The 18,015-nt window shown below is 73.2% G+C and carries 15 protein-coding genes and 1 pseudogene; 4 read left to right on the forward strand and 12 right to left on the reverse strand.

Annotated features, from left to right (window positions below):
• Positions 1-151: 151 nt before the first annotated feature.
• The 6 genes from ACWCP2_RS36565 to ACWCP2_RS36590 all read right to left on the reverse strand — a co-directional run bounded on the left by ACWCP2_RS36565 (position 152) and on the right by ACWCP2_RS36590 (position 6,588).
• The gene (locus tag ACWCP2_RS36565; RefSeq protein WP_450912848.1) at positions 152-550 is read right to left on the reverse strand and encodes a (deoxy)nucleoside triphosphate pyrophosphohydrolase; all 399 of its coding nucleotides are present in this window, start codon (positions 548-550) and stop codon (positions 152-154) included.
• Positions 551-591: 41 nt separating this feature from the next.
• Positions 592-798 (reverse strand): SPOR domain-containing protein, encoded by a 207-nt coding sequence (locus tag ACWCP2_RS36570; RefSeq protein WP_450912849.1) that lies wholly within the window; start codon positions 796-798, stop codon positions 592-594.
• A 160-nt stretch (positions 799-958) separates the two neighbouring features.
• Positions 959-2,650: a purine-cytosine permease family protein gene (locus ACWCP2_RS36575; RefSeq protein WP_450912850.1), complete on the reverse strand. Its 1,692-nt coding sequence runs from the start codon at positions 2,648-2,650 to the stop codon at positions 959-961.
• Positions 2,651-2,888: 238 nt separating this feature from the next.
• Positions 2,889-3,641 (reverse strand): GntR family transcriptional regulator, encoded by a 753-nt coding sequence (locus tag ACWCP2_RS36580; RefSeq protein WP_356510603.1) that lies wholly within the window; start codon positions 3,639-3,641, stop codon positions 2,889-2,891.
• 117 nt (positions 3,642-3,758) lie between these two features.
• Positions 3,759-4,910, reverse strand: coding sequence for a DUF4190 domain-containing protein (locus tag ACWCP2_RS36585; protein ID WP_450912851.1), 1,152 nt, complete (start codon positions 4,908-4,910; stop codon positions 3,759-3,761).
• Positions 4,911-5,013: 103 nt separating this feature from the next.
• Complete coding sequence (locus ACWCP2_RS36590; RefSeq protein ID WP_450912852.1) at positions 5,014-6,588, reverse strand: S8 family peptidase; 1,575 nt, start codon at positions 6,586-6,588, stop codon at positions 5,014-5,016.
• A 221-nt stretch (positions 6,589-6,809) separates the two neighbouring features.
• Between ACWCP2_RS36590 and ACWCP2_RS36595 the strand changes: the two genes are divergently transcribed.
• A complete protein-coding gene (locus ACWCP2_RS36595) occupies positions 6,810-7,931 on the forward strand; it encodes a threonine synthase (RefSeq protein WP_450912853.1) in 1,122 nt (373 codons plus the stop codon).
• Between the two features lie 77 nt (positions 7,932-8,008).
• A complete protein-coding gene (locus tag ACWCP2_RS36600; protein WP_450912854.1) occupies positions 8,009-8,899 on the forward strand; it encodes an EamA family transporter in 891 nt (296 codons plus the stop codon).
• A gap of 9 nt (positions 8,900-8,908) precedes the next feature.
• On the opposite strand, the gene ACWCP2_RS36605 is transcribed toward ACWCP2_RS36600, so the two are convergent.
• The 4 genes from ACWCP2_RS36605 to ACWCP2_RS36620 all read right to left on the reverse strand — a co-directional run bounded on the left by ACWCP2_RS36605 (position 8,909) and on the right by ACWCP2_RS36620 (position 12,838).
• The gene (locus ACWCP2_RS36605) at positions 8,909-9,802 is read right to left on the reverse strand and encodes a trypsin-like serine peptidase (RefSeq protein WP_450912855.1); all 894 of its coding nucleotides are present in this window, start codon (positions 9,800-9,802) and stop codon (positions 8,909-8,911) included.
• A complete protein-coding gene (locus ACWCP2_RS36610) occupies positions 9,715-10,761 on the reverse strand; it encodes an alpha/beta hydrolase (protein ID WP_450912860.1) in 1,047 nt (348 codons plus the stop codon). Before ACWCP2_RS36610 ends, ACWCP2_RS36605 begins: the two co-directional genes overlap by 88 nt.
• Positions 10,762-11,035: 274 nt before the next feature.
• Entirely contained in the window at positions 11,036-12,271 is a 1,236-nt protein-coding gene (locus ACWCP2_RS36615; protein ID WP_450912856.1) for an alpha/beta hydrolase, read from the reverse strand.
• A 129-nt stretch (positions 12,272-12,400) separates the two neighbouring features.
• Positions 12,401-12,838 (reverse strand): MarR family winged helix-turn-helix transcriptional regulator, encoded by a 438-nt coding sequence (locus tag ACWCP2_RS36620; protein ID WP_450912857.1) that lies wholly within the window; start codon positions 12,836-12,838, stop codon positions 12,401-12,403.
• A gap of 78 nt (positions 12,839-12,916) precedes the next feature.
• Between ACWCP2_RS36620 and ACWCP2_RS36625 the strand changes: the two genes are divergently transcribed.
• Positions 12,917-13,912: an SMP-30/gluconolactonase/LRE family protein gene (locus ACWCP2_RS36625; protein WP_450912858.1), complete on the forward strand. Its 996-nt coding sequence runs from the start codon at positions 12,917-12,919 to the stop codon at positions 13,910-13,912.
• 88 nt (positions 13,913-14,000) lie between these two features.
• Here ACWCP2_RS36625 and ACWCP2_RS36630 read toward each other — a convergent pair whose 3' ends face one another.
• Together ACWCP2_RS36630 and ACWCP2_RS36635 are read right to left on the reverse strand one after the other, a co-directional pair.
• On the reverse strand, positions 14,001-14,642 hold the full coding sequence (locus tag ACWCP2_RS36630) for a response regulator (RefSeq protein ID WP_450912861.1): 642 nt from the start codon (positions 14,640-14,642) through the stop codon (positions 14,001-14,003).
• Positions 14,643-14,698: 56 nt separating this feature from the next.
• On the reverse strand, positions 14,699-15,982 hold the full coding sequence (locus ACWCP2_RS36635; RefSeq protein WP_450912859.1) for a sensor histidine kinase: 1,284 nt from the start codon (positions 15,980-15,982) through the stop codon (positions 14,699-14,701).
• Positions 15,983-16,253: 271 nt separating this feature from the next.
• Here ACWCP2_RS36635 and ACWCP2_RS36640 point away from each other — a divergent pair.
• A pseudogene (locus ACWCP2_RS36640) lies at positions 16,254-17,864 on the forward strand (FtsX-like permease family protein); the annotation flags it as partial.
• Positions 17,865-18,015 lie beyond the last annotated feature (151 nt).

Consider the following 18,015-nt stretch of genomic DNA (forward strand, 5'->3'; position numbering starts at 1 on the left):
GGATCGACTGGTACAACTACCACCGACCCCACACCGGCATCCAAGGCCAAACACCCGCCAGCCGCGTCACCAACCTGCCCGAACAACACACCTAGCGCGTGCGCGTCACGCGCCCCCGCGCACTGCGCCGGTATCGCTCACGCGGCGCCGCTCACCCGTCGGCGCGCAGCCGGCGGCCCGCCTCGGCGACGGCCGGGCGGTCCTGGTCGAGCCAGTCCACCGAATCCAGTTCCCCGGGCTCCAGCCAGCGCAGCTCGTCGTGGTCCTCCAGCGGGAGCGGATCGCCCGAGAGCAGCCGGGCCGTCCACACGTGCAGGACGAGGCCGGGCTTCAGCGGCCACTCCCCCGGGATCCGCTCCAGCGCCTCGGTCTCCACGCCGAGCTCCTCGCGCAGCTCGCGCACGAGCGCCTCGGGTACGGACTCCCCCGGCTCGGCCTTGCCGCCCGGGAGCTCCCAGCGGCCGGCGAGCTCCGGGGGCGCGCTCCGGCGGGCGGCCAGCAGGCGCCCCTCATGACAAAGGGCTCCGCCCACGACCACGCGTACAGTCATGGGCGGAGCCTATGGCAGCGGCGACGGGTGCGCCGCACCGCTCAGTTCCTCGTGGCGGTCCGGCCTGCGGTGCTGCTGTCCTGGCCGAGCCGCTCGATCCAGTAGAGCTGCTTGTGTCCTCTGCTGTCGAGGCTGTCGGCGACCTTCTGGGCCTCGGCCCGGGTGGAGTACCGGCCCACCCGGTAGCGGTTGCCGTTGTCGTCCTCACGTATGACCAGCCACGGGAGCAGGGCACCGCTGTCGTTCATCGCGTTTCACCCTCCGCCGACGTACCTGCCCGGGAAACCGCATTGCGCATATGCCCGAGCCTACGCCCGACCTTTACTCAGCGGATACGGTTTTTCACGAAGAGGTACCTCGCAGGCGTACGCATCCGGCCATGCGTACGAGTGGGCCGTGCGCGCCGGTTCAGACCCGGCGCACCGTCGGCAGCGGCAGGATCACCGCGCTCCCCGGGTTCGTCTTGCGGCAGACGTCCCCGCAGGTCGCGTCGAGGGAACAACAGAGCGAGCAGATCGCGCCGGAGACGACGGGGCAGTCGGCGATGTCCGGGAGCTCGTACGCGGACTCGCAGACGGAGCAGACGTGCGTGGCGGTGACGTCCTCGACGACCACGTCCGGGCCGTTGACCGTGTTCGGCCTGGCCAGGTAGTACTTCCCCTTCGTCGCCCAGGCGATCAACGGGCAGAGGACGAGCGCGAGTCCGGCCGCGATGAAGGTGGAGAAGGCCTCCGCGTATGTCCCGAAAAGGCCGAAGAAGGCGAGGATCGACACGATGGAGGCGATCACCATCGAGCCGAAACCGGCCGGATTGACCGAGTAGAGGTAGGCCCGCTTGAACTCGATGTACGGCGGGCTGAGTCCGAGCCGCTTGTTGATCACGAGGTCGGCGGCGACCGCGACGATCCAGGCGATGCCGACGTTGGAGTAGAAGCCCAGCAGCTTGCCGAGCATCGCGAACATGTTGAGCTCCATCAGCGTCAGCGCGATGCCGAGGTTGAGGAAGATGTACCAGACGCGGCCGGGGTGGCGGTGGGTGACGCGGGAGAAGAAGTTCGACCAGGACAGCGAACCGCTGTAGGCGTTCGTGACGTTGATCTTGATCTGGGACACGATGACGAACAGGGCGGCGACGGGCAGCGCGAGACCGCCGAGCCAGGGGCGCAGCGCCTCCAGCTGCGGGGCGATCGGCTCCAGCGCGTGGGTCTTGCCGACGGCCTCCAGGGCGACGAAGGCGAGGAAGGCGCCGCCGAGCTGCTTGGCGGCGCCGATGATCACCCAGCCGGGGCCGGCGGCGAGCACGGCGAGGTTCCAGCGGCGGCTGTTGGCCGGGGTCTTGGCGGGCATGAACCGCAGGTAGTCGGCCTGCTCGCCGATCTGCGCGATGAGCGACAGGGCGATGCCGGTGCCGAAGCCGAAGCCGATCCAGGAGAAGCCGGAGCCGGCTCCCTCGGTGCCGCCGAAGTGCGCGAAGGCGCCCCAGGCGTCGGGGGCCTCGAAGGCGAGCACGAGGAAGGGCAGGACCAGTCCAATCAGCCAGATCGGCTGGGTCCAGGCCTGCACCTTGGCGAGGGCCCCCATCCCCTTGAAGACGATCGGGATCACGATGAGCGTGGTGAGCAGGTACCCGATCTCCACCGGCAGCCCCACGGCCTGGTGCATGGCCTGGGCCATGATCGAGCCTTCGAGCGCGAAGAAGATGAAGGTGAACGAGGCGTAGATGAGCGAGGTGAGGGTGGAGCCGAAGTACCCGAAGCCCGCGCCCCGGGTGACCAGGTCCATGTCCAGGCCGTACTTGGCGCAGGCGCGGGCGATGGGGATGCCGGTCAGGAAGATCACGACGGCCGCGGCCAGGATCGCGGCGGCCCCGCTGGTGAAGCCGTAGGCGAAGACGATGGAGGCGCCGATGGCGAAGTCGGCGAGGTAGGCGATGCCGCCGAGCGCGGTGCCGGCGACCGTGCCGGGGCCCCAGCGGCGGAAGGAGTGGGGCGCGTATCTGAGCGAGTAGTCCTCGCGGCTCTCGTCGGCGGCGAGCTTGGCGTAGCTCCGGCGGGGTGGCTGCGCCGCGGGGGCGGGGGCGGAGGCGACGGTGTCGGTCATACCGCCGGAAGGTAGGGCCCGCGCGTGACGGCCCGTCACGCTTGGGCATTGCCCGGGGGTTACACCCCGGGCCCCGGCGTGACGGCGGGGTTACACCCCGCGGACCCCCTGTCCGCGTTCCGGAGCGGCGCCGCGGGGGCTCCGCCGGAGCGATCCGGCTCGCCGCCCTTGCGGGGGCTCCGCCTCCGCGCCCCCGCTCCTCGTACGCGGGAGGTGCCGCACGGGGCCGAGGCCGGGCTCACCTCACCGGGAGGTGGTACGCCAGGCGGTAGCGGTCGGCCGGGATGACGACGTCCGCGGTTTCCACGGCGCGGCCGGACGCGAAGTACGTGCGTCCGATCACCAGGACCACGTGCCCGGGAACCCCGCCGAGCTGCATGTTCTCTTCCGCCAGCCCCGGCCGCGCACCGACCTCCTCGACGACGTTGTCCACGACCACGTCGATCGCGGCCATCCGGTCCACCACCCCGGACCCGCCCAGCGGGCCCTCCTCCGGCAGCATCACCGGGCTGCGGCCGGTCACGGCGAGCGGTTCCCAGGAGGTCGACAGCATCATCGCCTCGCCCGCGTCGCGGTACACGTACCGCGTCCGCATCACCCGCTCGCCCGGCTCGATGCCGAGCCGTTTCGCGATGTCCGCCGGGGCGGCGGCCTGTTCGCTGCTGGAGTCCCAGGTGCCGCGCGCCCCCGCTTCCGCCTGCTCCTGCCGGAAGGGGGTCGAGACCCCGCCGGTGCGGTAGCCGGAGCGGGCGACGCGCCGCGGGACGGGTTGTTCGCGCACGTACGTGCCGGATCCGGACCGGCCTTCGACCAAGCCCTCCGCCATGAGGACCTTGCGCGCCTCCAGTGCCACCGTGTCGGAGACCCCGTATTCCTCGCGGATCCGGGCCTGCGAAGGGAGCCGGGCGTGCGGAGGCAGGGACCCATCGACGATCTTCCGTCGCAGATCCCCGGCGACGCGCAGATAGGCCGGCTGCTCGCCGAAAGTCACAGGCCACTCCCATCAGGTTGACAGACAGCTACACCCTGGCAACCGACGGTTGTCCCCCGCAAGCAAGGGCCAGAGTTTCACCCGAAGTGATGAAGCCTGGTCACTCAAACCCACGGGTCACACGGGCAACACCGCGGCCCGGGCCGGCGTCCGCGCCTGCTCCACGGACGGCCCGCGCAATCCGTCGCCCTGCGACTCCTCCAGCCATTCCGGCACCGTCGTCGACAGACCGTACGCCCCGCGCAGCGCCTTCTCCGTCGCCACCGGGAGCTCCGCGAGCGCCCGGTCCCAGGCCTTCACGAAACCGTCCCCGGTCGTCGCCTCCGCGGCCCGCCGCCACTCCCGCCGCGCCGCCTCCACACGTTCGCGCTGCACTCCCGCCGGCCCGGCCACCTGCGGCCGCGCCGTCGCCCCGTCCAGCATCCGCGACTCCGCGGCCAGTACCCCGTCCATCTCCCGCGCCCAGGCCCGGTACTCCTCCAGCGCGTCCTCCACGTCCGCGTCCGGCGTGTGGCCCAGGGCCAGATCGGCGTCGTTCATCGCGTGCAGGAAGGCCACCTGGTCCGGTGCCAGCACCCCGGCATCCTTGCGCAGACTGCCCCGCTGCTCCCGCTCCGCCGTGCCGATCACGCACACGAGCAGCCGGTCCCCGTCCTCCCAGCGCTCCCGCGAGGGCGCGAAGTAGAACATCTCCGCGTAGGCGGGCAGTGCCCAGGTGTCCATCGCGTACGCGTCCTGCGCGCGCCAGCACTCCTCGGCCGAGGACTTCTTCAGCTCCTCCTCGCCCGGGAACCGCGAGCCGCCCAGGGTGTGCGCGAGGGTGACCTCGGCGTCGTGGACCTCCGTACAGGCGATCCGGTAGGCGAAGGGGTTCTCGTCGAGCAGGTCCCCGCCGGGGACGTTGAAGCAGGTGCCGGCGTCCAGCTCGCCGAAGTCGGCCAGGCTTCCCTCGACGTCCTCGTAGGGCTCGGCCGCGCCCATCGCGCGGGCCCGCGCGGAGAAGGCGTCCGCGGCCCGCTCCGCACCGAGGACCAGGACGCCGGACAGCAGCACCGACACCACCAGGCCGAGGACGGCGAGCACCTTGCCCCGCTCGCCCTTCCTCCCGATCTGCACGAGGGCCACGATCCCGAGGACGACGCCGAGGGGCGGGAAGCAGAGCAGCCCCACGAGCAGGGAGGCGAGCGCGAAGCCGTTGAGCGGGGGCGGCCCGTACGGGTACCCCTGCGGGGGCGGGGCGGGCCACTGGTAGGGGGGCTGGGTGCTCACGGGGCTCCAGGACGCGGGCGAACGAATGCGCGAATAGTACGCAGCGGGGACGACCGCCGAAACGGTCGCCCCCGTGGTTCCTCGCGTCACTGCCGCCCGGGCGTCAGAACTGGAGCGCCCAGGAGTCGATCTTGCCGGTGTCGACGTTCGCGTTGTCGTTGACCCGGAGCTTCCACACGCCGTTGGCCACCTCGGAGGAGGCGTTGACCGCGACGGTCTTGATGATGTTGTCCGCGCTGCCGCCGGTCCGGTTGTGCAGGTTGTACAGGGTGCCGTCGGGGGCGACCAGGTCGACCTTCAGGTCACCGATGTAGGTGTGCTTGATGTCGACCGAGACGCTCAGCGTGGCCGGGGCGTTGCCGGAGATCCCGCTGACGGTGATCGGCGAGTCGACGGTGGAGTTGTCGGCGATCGCGTAGTCGGCGGTGTTCTCGAAGCGGGTGCCCGGGTTCGGCGGGGTGGTGCCGGTGCCGACGTTGAGCAGCAGGTTCGGGGAGCCGGTGCCGGGGCCGGTCACGACGTTCGGCGTGGCCGCGTTCACCAGGGCCGTGGAGACCTGGGCCGGGGTGGCCGTCGGGTTGGCGGCCAGGTAGAGGGCGGCGGCGCCGACCACGTGCGGGGTCGCCATCGAGGTGCCGGAGATGGTGTTCGTGGCGGTGTCGCCGGTGCCCCACGAGGAGGTGATGTTGGAGCCGGGGGCGAAGAGGTCGAGGACCGCGCCGTAGTTGGAGTAGCTCGCCTTGGCGTCGGTGTTGGTGGTGGCGCCGACGGTGATCGCCTCGGTCACGCGGGCCGGGGACTTGGTGTTGGCGTTGGTGGACTCGTTGCCCGCCGCGACCCCGTAGGTGATGCCGCTGGCTATGGAGTTGCGGACGGCGGTGTCCAGCGCGGAGTCCGCGCCGCCGCCGAGCGACATGTTCGCCACGGCCGGCTTGACGGCGTTGCGGGTCACCCAGTCGATGCCCGCGACGACCTGGGCGGTCGTACCGGAGCCGTTGTTGTCGAGCACGCGCACGCCGACGATCTTCGCCTTCTTGGCCACGCCGTACGAGGTGCCCGCGACGGTGCCGGCGACGTGCGTGCCGTGGCCGTGGCCGTCCTGGGCGGTGTTGTCGTTGTCGATGGCGTCGAAGCCGTCGGAGGCGCGGCCGCCGAGGTCCTGGTGCGTCTTGCGGACGCCCGTGTCGATGATGTACGCCGTCACGCCCTCGCCGGCCTTGTCCGGGTAGGTGTAGCTGTTGTCGAGCGGGAGCGCGCGCTGGTCGATGCGGTCCAGGCCCCAGGAGGGCGGGCTGGGCTGGGTGGTGTCGACAGTGAACACCCGGTTCTGCACGACGGACTTGACGGCGGGGTCCGCGGCGAGCTTCCTGGCCTGCGCCTCGGAGACCTCGACGGAGTAGCCGTTGAGGGCGGCACTGTAGGTCCGGTCGATCCGCGCGCCGTACCGCTGGGCCACGGCCTTGCCGCTGGCGGCGGTGGAGCGGGCCGCGGAGTCCTTCAGGGTCACGATGTAGCTGCCGGAGACGGTTCCCTCGGCGCCGGCGTTCTCGATGACGCCCTGCGGGGCGGCCGGGGCCGCCGAGGCGGGTAAGGCGAGGGCTGCTCCGAGGGCGAGGGCCAGTGTGGCGGTCGCTCCGATGCCGGCGATCTTCCGGCGGGTGTGGCGCGTCGCGGACATGTGAGGGGTCCTCCTCATAGGTGGTGCGCTGCGGGGGGTGCGCGGCCGGTGGGCGCTGCGGTCCGGGCACAGGTTTTAGCCATGCCCATGTCAATCAATTCGGCCCAACGATGCGCCGCTGACGAAAGGTTGACCCACGGAGTCGCTCCACCACAAGAGGACAACGAACGCGTAACATCCGTGCCATACCTCGGCCATGAACGAGCAAAGGCTCACCGCACATGACGCACGCACTACCCGGCTACGTCTGCGCCGAAGACGGCACCCGCGCCGACGCGCGGACGGCCCCCTGGTGCTGCCCGATGTGCGCCGGCCCGTGGGACCTCGACTTCGCCCCCGACCCGCGGGCCGTACTGGATCCCGCGGCCGGACCCCACTCGCTCTGGCGCTACGGCCCGGCCCTGCCGCTCACCGGGGCCTTCGCGGTCACCCTGGCCGAGGGGAACACCCCGCTGGTGCCGCTGTCGGAGCGGGTGCACGCCAAGCTCGACTTCCTGATGCCCACGCTGTCCTTCAAGGACCGCGGCGCGGTGATGCTCGCGGAGGTCGCCCGCCGGCTGGGACCCGAGCGGGTGGTGGCCGACAGCAGCGGCAACGCGGGGACGGCCTTCGCGGCCTACTGCGCACGGGCCGGGCTCCGCTGCGAGGTCTTCGTGCCGGAGGGCACCTCGCCGAAGAAGACGGAGCAGATGCGCGCGCACGGCGCGACGGTGACGGTGGTGCCGGGCGGACGCGAGGCGACGGCGGTGGCGGCCCGCGAAGCGGCCGACCTGCCGGGGGTGTTCTACGCCAGCCACGTCTTCAACCCGTACTTCCTGCACGGCACCAAGACGTACGTCTACGAGATCTGGGAGGCGCTGGGCGGCCGCCTCCCAGAGGTGGTCGTCGTCCCGGTCGGCAACGGCACGCTGCTGCTCGGGGCCGCACTGGCGGTGGAGGAACTGGCCCGCCGCGGGGTCCGCCCGCCGACGCTGATCGCCGTCCAGTCGGCGGCCGTCGCCCCGCTGGCCTCCGCCTTCCGCGCGGGCGCCGAGGACGCCGCGCCCGTCCCCCAGCTCCCCACCCTGGCCGAGGGGATCGCCATCCCGGCTCCGCCGCGGGCCCGCCAGATCCTGGCGGCCGTCCGGAAGTCCGGCGGAACCTTCCTGACCGTCACCGACGACCAGGTCCGCGCGGCCCAGCTCGACCTGGCCCGGCGCGGGCTCTTCGTGGAACCCACGGCCGCCGCCTGCTGGGCCGCGGTCGGACCCACCGCCCCCGAGGACCCCCTCCAGGGCCGCACCGCCGTCGTCCCGCTCTGCGGCGCGGGCGCCAAGACGGGGCTGGCGGCGCCGGCGGGCTGACCGGGGCCGGCCCACCGGAGTGCCCCCTCCGGGGACCCCCCGATGGGTGCAAGGGGCAACGACATAGGCTCCGCGTCATGCGCACTCCGTCGACCCGTGTCTGGATCGCCCTCGCCCTCGTCTACGTCGTCTGGGGTTCGACCTACCTCGGCATCCGCATCGTCGTCGGGACCATGCCGCCGTTCCTCTCCGCCGGGGCCCGCTTCATCGCCGCCGGGCTCCTCCTGGCCGGCCTCGTGGCCTGGCGCGACGGCCCGGCCGCCCTCAAGGCGACCCGCCGCCAGGTGGGTTCCGCCGTGCTGGTCGGGGTGCTGCTGGTGCTCGGCGGCAACGGCCTCGTCGTCCTCGCCGAGACCTCGATCCCCTCCGGGCTGGCCGCCCTCCTGGTGGCCGCCGTCCCGATGTGGCTGGTCGTCCTGCGCGCCGGCACCGGGGACCGCCCCTCCCCGCGCACCGTGGCCGGGGTGCTGCTGGGGCTCGGCGGGCTCGCCGTCCTGACCAGCCCGGGGCTCGGCGGCGAGATAGGCCTCGGCGGGGTGCTCCTGGTGCTGGCCGGCTCGGTGTGCTGGTCGCTCGGCTCCTTCTCGGCCTCGAAGCTGACCCTGCCCGCGAACCCCTTCACCGGCAGCGCCTACCAGATGCTCGCGGGCGGCACCGGCGGGATCGTCGTCGGCCTGTGCCGCGGCGAACAGCACGGGCTGGACCTCACCTCGTACTCCACCGCGTCCTGGCTGGCGCTGGCCTACCTCGTGCTGATCGGCTCGCTCGTCGGTTTCACCGCGTACGTGTGGCTGCTGCGCGCGGCCCCGCTCTCGCTCGTGGCCACGTACGCCTACGTCAATCCGGTCGTGGCCGTCGCCCTGGGCTGGCTCATCCTCGACGAGGCCCTGACCTGGCCGCTCCTGCTCGGCGGCGCGATCGTCGTGGCGGCGGTGTGCGTGATCGTGAGCACCGAACGCCGCAGCTGACACCGCTCCCTAGGGGGCTGCCTTCGCCGCCCGCTCGTAGAGGGCCTTCGCCCGGTCGTCGAAGAGTGCGGCCGTGGAGTCCACGTCCGTGTCCCCGCCGCTCAGCACCCCGATGAGCTGCCCCGGCCGTCCCGGGCCGCCCCGGTCGGCGATCCACGGGCTGCCGCTCGTCCCCGTCCAGAAGCCCGAACAGTTGATGTACAGCATGTCGGGGTCGTCCTCGTCGTGCTGACTCCGCGTCGTGCAGGCGACGGGCTTGTTCTCCGGGTTGTGCCCGGACTCCGGGTAGCCGACGACCGTCACCTCCCGTTCGTAGCCGGAGGTCCAGACGGGTTTCGGGGCCTCCCCGCGTCCGACGACCTCCTGCAGGCTGCGCCCGTCCGCGTCCGGTTCGACACTGAGGAAGGCGAAGTCGGCGGTGTCGTCGCCCCACTTGGTCCAGCGCTCGTCGACCTGGACGGAGCGCACCTTCCACACCCCGAGCGGCTGCTTCCCCGAGCCCTCCCCGGTGAAGGCGGGGGCGAAGGCGAGCTCGCCGATGGCGAGCCCGTCGTGCGCGGCCTCGCCCGGCCGCCCGTCCTCGCCGGCGGGGGCCACGCAGTGCGCGGCGGTGGCGACGACGTTGCCCCGCGGGCTGTCGACGACGCTGGCCGTGCACCAGTGCTCGCCGCCCGCCATGAGGACGCCGACGGTGGGGAAGGCGAGCGCGGCGTGGTCCTCGTAGCCGCCGGAGTCCCTGACGAAGACCACGGCGAGCAGCGCGGCGGCCCCCGCGAGGGCGGCCGAGCCGAACCCGATCGCCTTGAGCCCGGGGCTCACCGCGAGGCGGCGGAGCCGCTCGCGCCGCCGCTCGGGGCCGGCCGGGGCTTCGGGGTGGGTGCGGACATCACCTTGCTGATCCACTCCAGTGCGCCCTCCCTCATCCCGCGGACGTAGGACTTCCCGTTGTGCTGACCATCCTGGATCACCTGCAGCGTGGTGTGCACGGGACCCTTTCCGTACTCCTTCATGAACTGCTCGGCCTTCTCGCGGCCCGATTCCCTGGTGCCGATCTGGAAGTTCACGTAGACGTCCGGGCCGCCCGCGGCGATGAGCTGCGCGGCGAGCTTCTCGGGGTTGTTCTCGTCCATGGCCTGCGTGTTTCCCTTCCACAGCGGGGAATCGGGGACGATGTCGACCCCGCTCGCGATGGCCGCCTTGAAGCGGTCGGGGTACTTCAGGACGTGCTTGAGGGCGCCGAATCCGCCCGCCGAGGAGCCCATGAAGGCCCAGCCGTCGCGGGAGGTGAAGGTCCGGAAATTGGCCTTCGTGAAATCCGGGACGTCTTCGACCATCCAGGTGCCCATCTTGGGCTCTCCGGGGATGTCCGAGGCGTCGAAGTGGTGCTTGGTGTCGGCGTTGTGCACCGGCATGACCAGGATGAACGGCAGGCTCTTGCCGGACTTCGCCCCGTCGCTCACGGCCTGCTGGAGGCCGAGGCCGGGGCCGGTCCCCCAGTAGTTCGTGGGGTAGCCGCGGCCGCCCGGCAGGGAGATCAGGACCGGAAAGGCGCTGGCGGCGTACGCCGGGTCGTCGTACTCCTTCGGCACCCACACCCAGACGTCGCCCGTGAACCCGGACTTCTTGCCCGTCAGGGTGGTCTTGGCGATCTGGGTGCCGTCGGGCAGCCGGGAGGTGCGGACGAACGAGGCCTTCGGCCCGGTCGGCATCCGTACGCCCGGCACGGTGTCCGAGGCGGTGGAGGCCTCCGCCGGGGGCTTCCCGAAGGAGACGGGATCGCCTATGTCGGAGAAGAGGCCGTACTGGTACGCGGCCCCGCCGCCCGCCAGGAGGGCGAGCCCGAGGCCCCCGCCGATCAGGATCCGGCGGAGCCGGCGCCGGGGGCGGGCCCCGGGGGCGGCGGCGCCGTCGGCCGCGGGGGCGCCTTCGGTCGTGACGGGGGCGTCCCCGGTGGTGGCGGCCCTGTCACCCTGCAGATCTTGGTGCACGGATCGTTCCCGTTCCTTCTCCGGCGCCCCCTGGGAGCGCGGGTTGGACCGTTTGGTCCCCCCTTACATCCTTAACAGAGGTATGAACGACCGGATGGGTTGCCTGGGACGGGTGGACGTGGCGAGGGCCACGCCGGCCGCACGCCCGTCAGCCGGTTTCGGGCTTCGGACCCTTGAGGACCCTGCTGACCCATTCCAGTGAGCCCTCTTTCATGCCGCGCACGTAGTGCCAGCCGTTGTGCTCACCGTTCTGGATGTCCCGGATGGTCACCTTGACCGGGCCCTTGCCGTACTTCTGCCGGAACTGCGCCATCCGGTCCTTGCCGGTCTCCCTGGTCCCGACCTGGAAGTTGATGTAGACCTCGGGACCGCCCGTGTCGATCAGCTTCTGGGCGAGCTTCTCGGGGTTGTTCGCGTCCATCTCCGCCTGGTGGCCCTTCCACAGCGGGGAGTCCGGGAGGATCTCGCCGCCGCTGGCGATCACGGCCTTGAACCGGTCCGGGTGCTGGAGGACCTGCTTCATGCCGACGAAGGCGCCGGAGGAGGAGCCCATGAAGGCCCAGCCGTCGCGGGACTTGTACGTACGGAAGTTGGCGCGGGCGAAGTCCGGGACGTCCTCGGCGATCCAGGTGCCCATCTTGGGCCTGCCGGGGATGTCGGAGCCGTCGTAGTAGTGCTTCGCGTCCGGGTTGAGCACCGGCATGATCACGACGAACGGCAGGCTGGTGCCCGCCTTGACCCCCTCGGCGATGGCCTTCTGGAGGCCGAGGCTGCGGTCGGCCCAGTAGTTGTCCGGGAAGCCGTTGCCGCCGGGGAGGGCGATGAGCACCGGGAAGCCGCTCCTGGCGTACTTCGGGTCCGCGTACTCCTTCGGGGTCCACACCCAGACATCGCCCTCGAAGCCGGATTTGGCGCCCTTGAGGCGGGTCTTGGCGATGACCGTGCCGTCGTCGAGCCTGGCGGTCTGCTTGAACGCGGAGGCCGGTCCGGTCGCCGGCCGCACGTCCGGGTCGCCGCCCGGCGCGGGCGGGCTCGCGGGGTCCTGCCCCGGGTTCCCCTGCCCCGTCCCCGCGCCGGCGGGGGGCGAGGGCCGGCCGAAGCTCACGGAGGACCCGTTGCCGGAGAACCACTCCAGCTTCCAGGCGGCGAAGCCACCGCCGCCGAGGAGGAGCACGAGGGCGAGGGCCGCGCAGATCCACGGCAGGCGGCGGGAGCGGGGGCGGCGGGAGCGCCGCGGGGGTATGTGCGGGGGGCCGTACGCCCCGCTGCCGTAGGCCGGGTGGCCCTCGGATGGGTGGAGCGGATACGGCTGGTACGGCGGGGCCGGCGGGTGCGACTGGTCAGGCCGGTCATCGGGCCGCGGGCGCTGCGGGTCCTGGTGCACGAACTTCGCTCCGAACGGTCATGACTGCCCCCGGCGGGACAGAAGGGAAGGGGCTCCCCTAGTCCTGATGAGCGAATCCCCCGGAAAGTTCCAAATCAGTGCAAAATCATGATCGGAATCCGGGGCGCGTCACCTCAGCCCGTCCAGGACCCCCGCGCACCGCCCGAGGAGTCCGATCAGCAGCTCCCGCTCCTCGCCGGTGAACTCGGCGGCGAGCGCCCGCTCCACCGCCACCGCCCCCGCGTCGGCCAGCTCCATCGCGGAGCGTCCCTCGGCGGTGAGCCGGGTCTCCAGGACGTTGCGGTGCAGCTCGTGCGGGGTCCGCTCGATGAGGCCGCGTTCCGAGAGGTTCTTCAGCACGGTGTTCATGGTCGGCGGCGTCACCCCGCACAGGCGGGCGAGCGAGGCGGCGGAGATCCCGGGCTTCTCGGCGAGCCAGAGCAGGGCGGCGTACTGCGGAACCGTTACTGCGGCCGGCCTCACCGCCGCGTTCTTGGCCCCGACGAGCGCCTGTTCGGCGCGCTTGATGTGGGAGCCGAGACGCTGCTCGACGGGCATGGAAGTCATGCCACGCATCATAAAGCCCTTGCATGCATTAGAGCTCTAACTTACATTCGCGCTCATCCAGAGAGATGAGGACGTCCGATGAACGAGCCCGTGAAGAAGTTGCTGCCCGCCGCACTGCTGACCCTGACCGCCGCCCTGACCCTCGGCGCGGCCCCCGCCGGGGCGGCCCCCACGGAGGCCGCCCCGGCCATCTCCACCGCGTTCACCCTGCCCGGCGAGAAGGTCTTCCCGGAGGGCATAGCCGCCGACCCCCGCACCGGCACGGTCTACGTCGGCTCCTACACGAGCGGCACCGTCTACCGGGCCCGCTCCGGCGAGCGCGCGGCGGAGGTCTTCCTGCCCGCGGGCACCGACGGCCGCCACACCGCGAACGGACTGCGGGTCGACGGGCACGGCCGGCTCTGGGTGACCGACTCCACCTCGGGCGTCTCCGTCTACGACACCCGCTCGGGGGCCCGGCTGGCCCACTTCGAGATGCCCGGGAGCGGGCCGCGCTTCCTCAACGACCTGGCCGTCACCCCGGACGGCACCGCCTACCTCACCGACAGCGCCCGCGCGGTGGTCTACCGGGTCACCCCGGAGCAACTCGCCTCCGGAACAGGCCCGTTGCAGCCCGCGTACGACCTCAGTGGGCAGCTCACCCCGTCCCCGGCGGGCAGCTTCAGCCTGAACGGCATCACCGCGGACCCGGCCGGGCGGTTCCTGCTCACCGTCGACATGACGGCCGGCGACCTGTACCGCATCGACCCGGCCTCCGGCACGGTGTCCCGCGTGGCCCTGACCGGCGGTGACCTGAAGACCGCCGACGGACTCGACCTCGCCCCCGGCGGGGTCCTGCGCGCGGCCCAGAACACGCGCAACACCCTGAGCCGCTGGCAGGTGTCGGCCGACGGCACCCGGGCCCGTCTGGTGCGCACCCTCACGGACCCCTCGCTCCAGATCCCGACCACGCTGGCCCGGGTGCCGGGGCGGACCCTGGTGGTGCGGTCCCAGTTCGACAGGGACGGCGGGCCGCTGCCCTCGGGCGGCGGGGCACCGACCGCCTTCACGGTCGCCTCGGTCCGCGGCTTCTGATCCGCGGCCCGGTTCCGCGGGCCGGTTCCGCGGGCCGGTTCCGCGGGCCGGTTCCGTCGGCGGGCCCGGATCCGTCGGCCCGGTTCCGTCAGCCCCGCAGGTAGGCCAGCACGGCGAGGACGCGGCGGTGGGATTCCTGCGCCGGGGGCAGGTCGAGCTTCATCAGGATGTTCCCGATGTGCTTGCCCACCGCCGCCTCCGAGACGGTGAGCCGCCGGGACACCTCCGCGTTGGAGTGCCCCTCCGCGACCAGGGCGAGGACCTCCCGCTCGCGGGCCGTCAGCCGCTCCAGGGGGTCGCGCCGGCGGCTGATGAGCCGGCGCACCACCTCGGGATCGACCACCGTTCCGCCGGCCGCCACCCGCGCGACCGCGTCGTGGAACTCCTCCACCTGCCCGACGCGGTCCTTGAGCAGGTACCCGACGGCCGTCCCGTCACCGGAGTCGAGCAACTCGGCGGCGTACGAGCGCTGCACGTACTGGGAGAGGACCAGGACGGGCAGCCCGGGCCGGAGTTCGCGCAGCCGCACGGCCGCCCGCAGGCCCTCGTCCGTGTGGTCCGGGGGCATCCGCACGTCGGTGACGACGATGTCCGGGCGGTGCTCGGCGACGGCCGCTTCGAGCGCGTCGGCGTCGCCGACGGCCGCCACCGTGCGGTGGCCGAAGCGGGCGAGCAGGCCGACGAGGCCTTCGCGGAGCAGGACGGAGTCCTCCGCGAGGACCACGCGCAGCGGCGGCCGGGCGGCCGGGCCCTCGGGGCCGCCGCCGGGACCGCCGGGGCCGGTTCCTACGGCGTCTTCGGTTCCATCGGGATACAAGGGATCTCCACACGCAGCAGGGTCGGGCCTCCGGGAGGACTGGTCAGGGTCAGTCTGCCGTCCACGACGGCCACCCGGTCGGCGAGTCCCGTCAGCCCGCTCCCCCGCCCCGCGTCCGCGCCGCCGCGGCCGTCGTCCCTCACCTCCACGGTGAGGCGGGTTCCGTCGTGCCGCCCGATGACCGTGATCCGGCGGGCCCCGCTGTGCTTGGCCGCGTTGGCCAGGGCCTCGCTGACGAAGAAGTACCCGGCGGATTCGGCCTGTTCGGGCAGCCGGCCGGGAAGGTCGAAGTCGGTGTCGGCGGGGATCGGCGAGCGGTCGGCGATGTCGGCGACGGCGTCCGGCAGGCCCCGGTCGCTGAGCACCTGGGGGTGGATGCCGTGGACGAGCTCGCGCAGCGAGGTCAGCGCAAGCCCGGCCTCGGCGTGCGCGGCGGCCAGTTGGCCGGCGAGCGGACTGCCGGGCGGGGCGTCGAGCCGGGCCAGGCCCAGCGTCATGGACAGCGCGACGAGCCGCTGCTGCGCCCCGTCGTGCAAGTCCCGCTCGATGCGCCGCCGTTCGGCGTCGAAGGCGGCCGCGAGCCGGGCCCGTGAGCTGGTCAGCTCGGTGACCTTGACGGCCAGGTCGCCCGGACCGGGACCCAGCATCAGCCGGGCCAGGGCCGCGCGGGCGGCCGCCAGCACACCGAGCCCGTAGAGCAGGAGCGGGAGGAGCAGCAGGCCTGCGGCGCCGCACAGCAGGGCCTCGGGGTGGCCCGTGACGCCGTGGATCTTGAGGGGGTTGGCCTGTTCCCCGTCGAGGGCGAACAGGACCGGGGTCGCGATGAGGTCGGCCGGGACGACGAACGCGGCGCCGACCGCGAGCAGTTCCAGCGGCCACAGCACGGCTCCGGCGAACAGGGCGTACCCCAGCTCCCGCCAGGTCGCCTGCTCGCGGAAGCGGGTGGCGGCCCACGCCGTGAGCCCCGTACGGTCCGGATCGCGGTGCGGGTCGGGCAGGGAGGCGGCGCCGGGGTCGTACAGCCGCAGCCGGCGGCGCTCGAGGGCCGCGAAGGGGACGCCGCTCAGCGCGAACGCGGCCAGCAGCGGGAGTCCCACGAGGACGGCGGTGAGGACGGCCCCGGACACGGCGAGCAGGGTCAGCACGGTCAGCGCGAGCGCGCCGGTGATGCCGCCGGTGAGCAGGTAGGCGGCGGCGCGCCACGGCCGGGCGCTGCGCAGGTACCGGCCCGGGCCGGGGAGGGAGAGCGGCATCCGTCCACCGTAGGCGGCGGGCGGAGGGCGCGCGGTAGGGCTGGCCCTACCCCTGATGCTCGCCCCTGCCCCGCTGACCGGGGGCCGCGCGGCCGGTTGGCTGGGAGCCATGCTGAAGATCGCGTGGAGGTCGCTGCGGCGGCGCTGGATGACACAGGTGGGAACGTTCGCGGCGGTGGCCCTGGGGGTCGCGCTGATGACCGTCATGGGGCGCGGGCTCGCCGCGTCGGCGGCGCTGCCGGCGGGGGCGGAGGTCGTGGGGCTCAACGCGATGCTGGGCACCGCGGGCGGGGTGAGCTCCTTCGTGGCGGCGTTCGTGGTGGCGTCGGCCTTCTCGTACGCGGTGGCCGCGCGGCGGCGCGAGCTGGGGCTGCTGCGGCTGGCCGGGTCGACGCCGGGGCAGCTGCGGCGCCTGGTGCTGACGGAGGCGGCGGCCGTCGGGCTGGCCGGATCGGCGGCCGGGACCGCCCTGGGCTCGGCGGGTGCGCCGCTGATGGCCCGCTGGACGGTGGCGCAGGGGCTGGCGCCCGCCGGGTACGCGATCGGGGAGCAGAGCTGGCCGCTGCACACGGCGTTCTGGACGGGGCTGCTGGTCGCGCTGTCGGGTGCGTACGCCGCTTCCCGGCGGGCCGGCCGGGTCGGCCCCCTGGAGGCGCTGCGCGAGGCCGTGACCGACGAGCGGCCCATGACCCCGGGGCGCTGGGCGGCCGGGGGCGGGCTGCTGCTGTGCGCGGTCGCCTTCGCGGGGTGGCGGCTGGGGTCGGACCCGGGCTCGCTGCTCAAGCGCAAGACGTACACCTGGCAGCCGATGCTGCTGGTCTCGGCGTGCGGGCTGCTGGCCCCGGTGCTCGTACGGCCCGTCGTCCGGCTGCTGATGTGGCTCCCGGCCCGGCTGACCTCCTACGCGGGCCGGCTGGTGCGGGCGAACGCCGCCGCCGGGATCCGCCGTACTGCCGCGGTGGCGGCGCCGGTGCTGGTGATGGTCGCGCTGACCGGGTCGCTGCTGGGCGCGACCTCGACCCTGAAGGGGGCGAAGGCGGTGGAGGCCCGGGCCCGGACCGGCGCGGACTGGGTGCTGACCGGCGGGCGGCTGCCGGACCCGGCGGCGGGGCGCGGGTTCGCCGGCATCCCGGGGGCGAGCTCCCTCGCGGTGGCGGACACCCGGCTGACGGTGCTGGAGGAGGGGTTCGTGAAGGTGCCGACGGAGGCCTTCGCGGTGGACCCGGCGGCGCTGGCGGAGGTCTCGCGGCTGCCGGTGGTGGCGGGGTCCGTCACGGACCTGGACGACGGGGGCATCGTCGTCACGCAGGAGTGGTGGCAGCACCGGGTCGGTGACTCGGTACCGCTGTGGCGTGCGGACGGCACCGCCGCCCGGCTGCGGATCGTGGCCGTGATGCGGACGGGGACCGGCGACAACGGGGCCTACGTCACCCCGCGCAACGCGCCCGGCGCGAAGGTCTCGCGCGTCGAGGTCAGGGCCCCCGCGTCCGCGGCCGGCGCGGTCCGCGAGGCGGCGGCCCGGTACGGGGCCACGGCGCGCACCACGCGGGAGTGGGTGGCGGCGACGCACCCGCGGACGAACCGCGTCACGCTGCTCGGATACGTGCTGGTCCTGGGCATCGCCCTGGCGTACACGGCGATCGCGCTGGCCAACACCCTGCTGATGACCACCTCGGACCGGGCGGGCGACCTGCGTCTGCTGCGGCTGGCCGGGGCCACCCGCTTCCAGGTCCTCGCCGTGACGACGGCCGAGTCCCTGCTGGCGGTCACGGTCGGCGCCCTGCTCGGGGCGGTGGTCACCGCGGTCGATCTGGCGGTCGTACGGGCCGCGCTCGCGGTCCTCGGGGTGGACGCGCCGGTGGTCGTCCCCTGGCTCGCGATGGGCGCGGTCGCGGGTGTCTGCGCCGCGCTCGCGGCCCTGTGCACCGTGCTCGCGGCGGCCCTCCGAGCAGGCCGACGCGGTCGACCGCGTCCTGCGCGGCCGGATCGACGACCGCTTCAGCACCGTCCACCTGGGCGGCCTGAACCTGGAC

This window comes from Streptomyces sp. NPDC002104, assembly GCF_053593795.1.

What these genes read in the sequence shown, in the direction of transcription:
- ACWCP2_RS36565 (WP_450912848.1), bottom strand. Translation starts at nt 550, where the DNA reads ATGACTGTACGCGTGGTCGTGGGCGGAGCCCTTTGTCATGAGGGGCGC.
- ACWCP2_RS36570 (WP_450912849.1), bottom strand. Translation starts at nt 798, where the DNA reads ATGAACGACAGCGGTGCCCTGCTCCCGTGGCTGGTCATACGTGAGGAC.
- ACWCP2_RS36575 (WP_450912850.1), bottom strand. Translation starts at nt 2,650, where the DNA reads ATGACCGACACCGTCGCCTCCGCCCCCGCCCCCGCGGCGCAGCCACCC.
- ACWCP2_RS36590 (WP_450912852.1), bottom strand. Translation starts at nt 6,588, where the DNA reads ATGTCCGCGACGCGCCACACCCGCCGGAAGATCGCCGGCATCGGAGCG.
- ACWCP2_RS36595 (WP_450912853.1), top strand. Translation starts at nt 6,810, where the DNA reads ATGACGCACGCACTACCCGGCTACGTCTGCGCCGAAGACGGCACCCGC.
- ACWCP2_RS36600 (WP_450912854.1), top strand. Translation starts at nt 8,009, where the DNA reads ATGCGCACTCCGTCGACCCGTGTCTGGATCGCCCTCGCCCTCGTCTAC.
- ACWCP2_RS36620 (WP_450912857.1), bottom strand. Translation starts at nt 12,838, where the DNA reads ATGACTTCCATGCCCGTCGAGCAGCGTCTCGGCTCCCACATCAAGCGC.
- ACWCP2_RS36625 (WP_450912858.1), top strand. Translation starts at nt 12,917, where the DNA reads ATGAACGAGCCCGTGAAGAAGTTGCTGCCCGCCGCACTGCTGACCCTG.
- ACWCP2_RS36635 (WP_450912859.1), bottom strand. Translation starts at nt 15,982, where the DNA reads ATGCCGCTCTCCCTCCCCGGCCCGGGCCGGTACCTGCGCAGCGCCCGG.